Origin of the sequence: Kitasatospora sp. NPDC047058, assembly GCF_040643935.1 — a bacterium.
Taxonomy (GTDB): domain Bacteria; phylum Actinomycetota; class Actinomycetes; order Streptomycetales; family Streptomycetaceae; genus Kitasatospora.
This window is the reverse complement of record NZ_JBEYVJ010000443.1, coordinates 1-5163: the sequence shown is the minus strand read 5'-3', so window position 1 is coordinate 5163 and position 5163 is coordinate 1. Positions and strand designations below refer to the sequence as shown.

At 71.1% G+C, this 5163-nt stretch carries 3 protein-coding genes and 2 pseudogenes; all 5 read left to right on the top strand.

Going from position 1 to position 5163, the window contains the following annotated elements:
* Nucleotides 1-301 (top strand): annotated as a pseudogene (locus ABZ885_RS34975) (hypothetical protein); the annotation flags it as partial.
* A complete protein-coding gene (locus ABZ885_RS34970) occupies nt 298-771 on the top strand; it encodes a hypothetical protein (RefSeq protein WP_360197945.1) in 474 nt (157 codons plus the stop codon). The pseudogene ABZ885_RS34975 and the gene ABZ885_RS34970, both read left to right, overlap by 4 nt.
* 231 nt (nt 772-1002) lie before the next feature.
* The gene (locus ABZ885_RS34965) at nt 1003-3444 is read left to right on the top strand and encodes a phage tail tape measure protein (protein ID WP_360197943.1); all 2442 of its coding nucleotides are present in this window, start codon (nt 1003-1005) and stop codon (nt 3442-3444) included.
* 4 nt (nt 3445-3448) lie between these two features.
* A complete protein-coding gene (locus ABZ885_RS34960) occupies nt 3449-4396 on the top strand; it encodes a hypothetical protein (RefSeq protein WP_360197940.1) in 948 nt (315 codons plus the stop codon).
* Between the two features lie 13 nt (nt 4397-4409).
* Nucleotides 4410-5163, top strand: a pseudogene (locus tag ABZ885_RS34955) (hypothetical protein); the annotation flags it as partial.

Sequence of the window (5163 nt, the reverse complement as noted above, 5' to 3'; positions counted from 1 at the left end):
GCAGCGTGGCGCCTCGATCAGCCTTGAGTCCAAGTACGCCGCCGACAAGGTCGGCAAGCGCGACCCGGGGCAGGCGTACGTCGACGAGGATTGGGCGCAGCGTCTCGGCGCCGACTCTCGGAACCCGGTGCGCTGGCGCCACCGCACCCAAACCGCGTGGGTGGTGTGGGACGCGACCGTGTCGCCCGGGGAACAGGGTGGTGGGACCACGGAGAAGACTTCGTGGTCCGCGACGATCACCCGGTGCGGCAAGCCGTCGAGCGCCGCGGTGACCCCGCCGCCGGCCGGGGGTGGCTCGTGACCGACGACGAGCTCGACCTCGACCACCAGGAGCAGCCCGACGGCGGGTGCGCGGACTTCGATGCGTTCTTCGCCGAGCAGGCCGCCAACGGGCCTGCAGAAACGATTCAGCTCTACGGCCGGACGTACCGGCTCCCCGACGCCCTGCCGCTCATGTTCACATTGCAGATGGAGCGGTTGCAGGCGTCCGACGACCCGGACGACGTGCGCGCGATGCTGCGGACCCTGGTTGGCGAGGATGCCCTCGACCACTGGGCAGAGCAGGGCATGACCGACAAGCAGCTCGGCGTCGTGCTCATCTACGCGGCCGCGACCGTGCGCCGGCCCGGCAGCATCACCATGCAGCGCGCCGCCGAGCTCTACGACCAGCAGAACACAGCCGCGGGAAAAGCCCCGGCACCGGCGGCGCCGAACCGGGCGACCCGCCGGGCGAAGCCGCGCCGGCGGGCGGGCTCTGGTCGGCGGTCCTGACGCACTGGGCCGCCGTCGAGGCGGACCTCACCCGCACCTACCACCTCACCGCCGCCGAGATCGCCGCGCTCAGTGAGCGGCGGTTCGTGGTCCTGCTCGGCGGTGTCGGCGAAGACTCCCGTTTCCGGGAACTGTGGGCGCGCACCCCCCGCACCGTCTCGTCGGCCGCGGAGATCGCGGCCATCACCGGACTGCCCGCCGGAGGGTAGATCGCCGAGGGGGTGAGCAGCCTTGGCGCTCACCGTCGGCGAGCTGCTCGCCACCATCACCGTCGACGACAGCGGCGCCGAGCAGGGCCTGCGCCGCACCGAGCAGGGCATCCGCCGCACCGCGCAGGTCATCGAGGACGAAGCGGGCCGCGCCGGACAGGCGGCCGGGCGCGAGCTCGGCGACGGGCTCGCCGAGGAGTCCGAGCGCGGCGCCGAGCGCGCCGGCTCGGGCATCACGAGCGCGCTTGGGGCCGTCAAGGGCGCCTTGATCGGTGGCGCGATCGGCGCCGCGGTGGTCACCGGCCTGGCCGAGGCCGTCGGCCAGCAGAAGGGGACGAGCCTGCTCACCGCGCAGCTCGGTGCGAGCCCCGAGCAGGCCGCCCAACTCGGCAAGGCTGCGGGCAAGTTGTACTCCGGTGGCTACACCGATTCTGTCGAGGCTGCCAACGAGGCTCTCAAGAATTTGTGGCAGCAGGGACTTGTTCCGGCCGACGCGACGGCCGAGCAGCTGCAGAAGGTCGGCGGTCGCGCGCAGCAGGTCGCCGACATTCTCGGCGAGGACGTCGGCCCGGTCGCCAAGTCCGTTGGGCAGATGCTCAAGACGGGGATGGCGAAGGATGCCGACGAAGCGTTCGACATTCTCGTAAGGGGAACTCAGCTCGGGGCGAATAAGGCCGAGGATCTACTCGACACTTTCAATGAATACCCGACGCAGTTTCGGGATCTGGGCATTGATGGAAAACAGGCCATGGGCCTTATTCATCAAGGCTTGGAGGCGGGAGCGCGCGACGCCGATATCGTCGCCGACGCTTTCAAAGAACTGAATATTAGGGTCAAGGACGGCAGCGCCGCCGACGGCCTTAAGTCGATCGGCTTGAACGCGGACAAGATGGCCGCCGCGTTCAACAAGGGCGGACCCGAGGCGAATGCCGCGCTTGATCAGATCATGGATCGGCTGCGGCAGGTCAAGGACCCGTCCGAGCGTTCCAAGCTCGCGTTCTCGCTGCTGGGCTCGCAGGCCGAGGACCTTTCCAAGGCGCTCTTTTCGCTCGACCCGTCGAGCGCGGTCGCAGGTCTAGGCGCGGTCGACGGTGCGGCCGCCAAGGCGGGCGACACGATGCGGGACAACGCCTCGACCCGGTGGACGCAGTTCACCCGCGGCCTGCAGCAGGGCGCCGTCGACGTACTCGGCTCCAAGGTCGTGCCCGCCCTCATGGCGGCCGCCGACTGGGTCGGCACGCTCGGCAGCAAGTACGACACCGCCAGCAAGTTCGTCGGCGAGCACAGTCTCGCCTTCAGCATCGCGGCCGGCATCATCGGCGCCATCCTGCTGCCCACGCTCATTGCGCTTGGGGTGCAGGCCACGGTCACCACCGCTACGACGGTCGCCGGTTGGGCGGCGCAGGGCGCGGCCGCGGTGCGCACCGGCGCCACGTACCTGGTCACCAACGCGGAGATGATCGCCGGTTGGGCGGCGCAGGGCGTCGCCGCCGTCGCGGCCGGCGTCCGGGTGGTCGCGACGTGGGTGCTCATGGGCACACAAAGCCTGCTGCAGGCCGCCCGCATGGCAGCCGCATGGGTGATCGCACTCGGCCCCGTCGGGTGGATCATCGCCGCCGTGGTCGGCCTGGTCGCCCTGGTGGTCAGCAACTGGGACACCGTCCGCTCGGCGACCGCCGCGGCTTGGCAGTGGGTCGTCGACTTCGTGAAGTCGGCGGCCGGCTGGCTCGTCGACGTGTTCCTGAATTGGACGTTGATCGGGCTCCTGATCAAACACTGGGATTCCATCAAGTCAGGCGCCGTCACCGGCTGGAATGCAACCGTGGATTTCGTCCGAGGCATCCCCGGGCGCATCGTCGATTTCTTCCTAAACTGGACTCTCGTCGGACTGCTGATAAAGCATTGGGATTCGATCCGGTCCGGCGTGTCCGAAAAAGCGTCCGGACTCGTCTCGGACGTCAAGGCCCTACCCGGCCGCATCGCCGAGGCGCTCGGCAATCTGGGCTCACTGCTGGTCGACAAGGGGCGCGACATCGTGCGCGGCCTGTGGTCCGGCATTCAGTCCATGGGTAGCTGGTTGAAAGACACCCTTATGGGCTGGGCCAAGAACTTGATTCCGGGCCCGATCGCCAAAGCACTGGGCATCCATTCGCCGTCCAGGCTCATGGCCCGAAAGATCGGCCGGTGGATTCCCCCCGGCATCGTCTCGGGCATCGAGGACGCGCAGCCCGAGCTCGCCGCCGCTATGCGGGACCTGGTCGAGGTGCCGGACACCCCCGCGCTCACCGCGGCCGCCCGCACTCCGCTCGCCGCGGTCACCGCGCCCTCGCCGACCGTCGACTACGGGTCGGCCGCCGCCGGGCAGTCCGGCCCGCTGCTGCACATCGAGCAGTTCAACGCCGGTGGCCAGTCGCCGGAGCAGCTCGCGGCGGCACTCGGATGGGAACTCAAGGTGAGGGGGTGAGGCTGTGGCCGCGGGCGACCGCGTGCTCGCGCCAGGGCACATCCAGTTCGGCGAGCTGCTGCTCGGCCCCGGCACCCCCTACCGGTGGCGGCGGTTGAGCGGCTGGTCCGATTCGCCTTCCTGGGATTCGGGCACCACCACCCGGCCGGCCGGACATGGCGCCTACCCCGGTGCCCTGTGGGCGCAGCCGCGCACGGTGACGGTGGACGACATCGTGATCCGGGCACCGGCCGCCCGCATCGGCTCGGTGGTCGGGCAGTTCGAGGCGGGCGCGGTGTCGCTCGACGACGAGCTGCCCCTCGTGGTGCAGGTCGACGAGCGCGGCCCGCTGCTGGTCTGGGCGCGGTGCCTGCGCTGGTCGGTGCCCACCGGCCGCGGGTACCGGGTTGGCACCATCACCGGGTGTTCGCTGCAGTTCGAGGCGACGGACCCCCGCCGCTACAGCCTGACCGAGCAGCACGCCGACACCGGCCTGCCCATCGATGAGCAGGGCCTCGACTGGCACCTCGACGCGACCGCCGAGCGCGGCCTCGACTGGCACCTCGCCACCCCACCCGGCAACGTCCCGCCGTCCGAGGACGGGATCACCTTCGGGTCCGGCGGGTCCGCCGGCATCATCACTGCCACCAACGCAGGCCGGGCCCCCGCCCCCGCGGTGCTGGTGTTCACCGGGCCGGTTGAGCTGCCTTCGCTCGTCGACCTGCGCACCGGCCGGCGGTGGGAGTACGACATCACGCTCGGACCCGGTGAACAGCTCGTCGTCGACGGGGCGGCCGGCACGGTCACCCTGTCCGGCTCGTCCCGGCTCCACACGGTGACCGACCGCTCGGCCCCCGAGCAGCTGCTCGCCGTCGCGCCCGGCACGACCGACTTCGCGTTCGCCGGCGCCCCCGACATCGTTCCGCACCCCGCCGCCCGCGCAGAACTGCGCTGGCGTCACGCCTACTGGTAAGGAGGCACACCGTATGCCTGTGCGCGCCGCGTGGCTCCCGCCCACCGGGCAGACCCGCACCGACACCCGCCTGTCCCCCGTCGGCACCATGACGCCGACCGGAGCAACCACCACCGCCCCCGGGGTGATCCCCGGCGGCACCCCCCTGTCGCTCACCCCGACGGCACCCATGCAGGCGCAGCTCGGCGCCGGCCGGGCCGTGGTGCAGGGCACGGCCCTGCAGGGCGCCTACCCCCTGACTCTCACCCTGCCCGAGACGCTCACCTTCGCGCCCGGGCACACGCAGTGGGACCGGATCGACGTCGTGCTGCTGCACGTCTACGACGGGCTCTACGACCAGAGCGGCAAGGCTCTGGCCGCGGTCGAGATTCTCAAGGGGACCGCGGCCGCCGACCCGACGCCGGCGCCGCTTCCCGCGTGCTCGCTGCCCCTGTGGTCGGTGCGGGTACCGGTCGCCGCGTCGGCCGGTACCGGCGGAATCCCTTGGGCCACCGCCGTGACCGACCTGCGGACCTACACCGTGGCCGCCGGCGGCATCCGGCCCGACGCGAGCAGCGACCCGGGCGCCTACGTCGGACAGCTGCGCGACACCGGCACGCGGGTCGAGCGGTGGTCCGGGACCGCATGGGTCCCGTACCCGGCTGCGCTCGGCGGGATCGTACCGGCCGGCACCGTCTCGCTCGGCAGCTATGTCGGGCAGTGGCGTGACGGCGCCAATGGCCTTGAGCGATGGTCCGGGCTTGCCTGGGTCCCACTCGGCAGCTGGA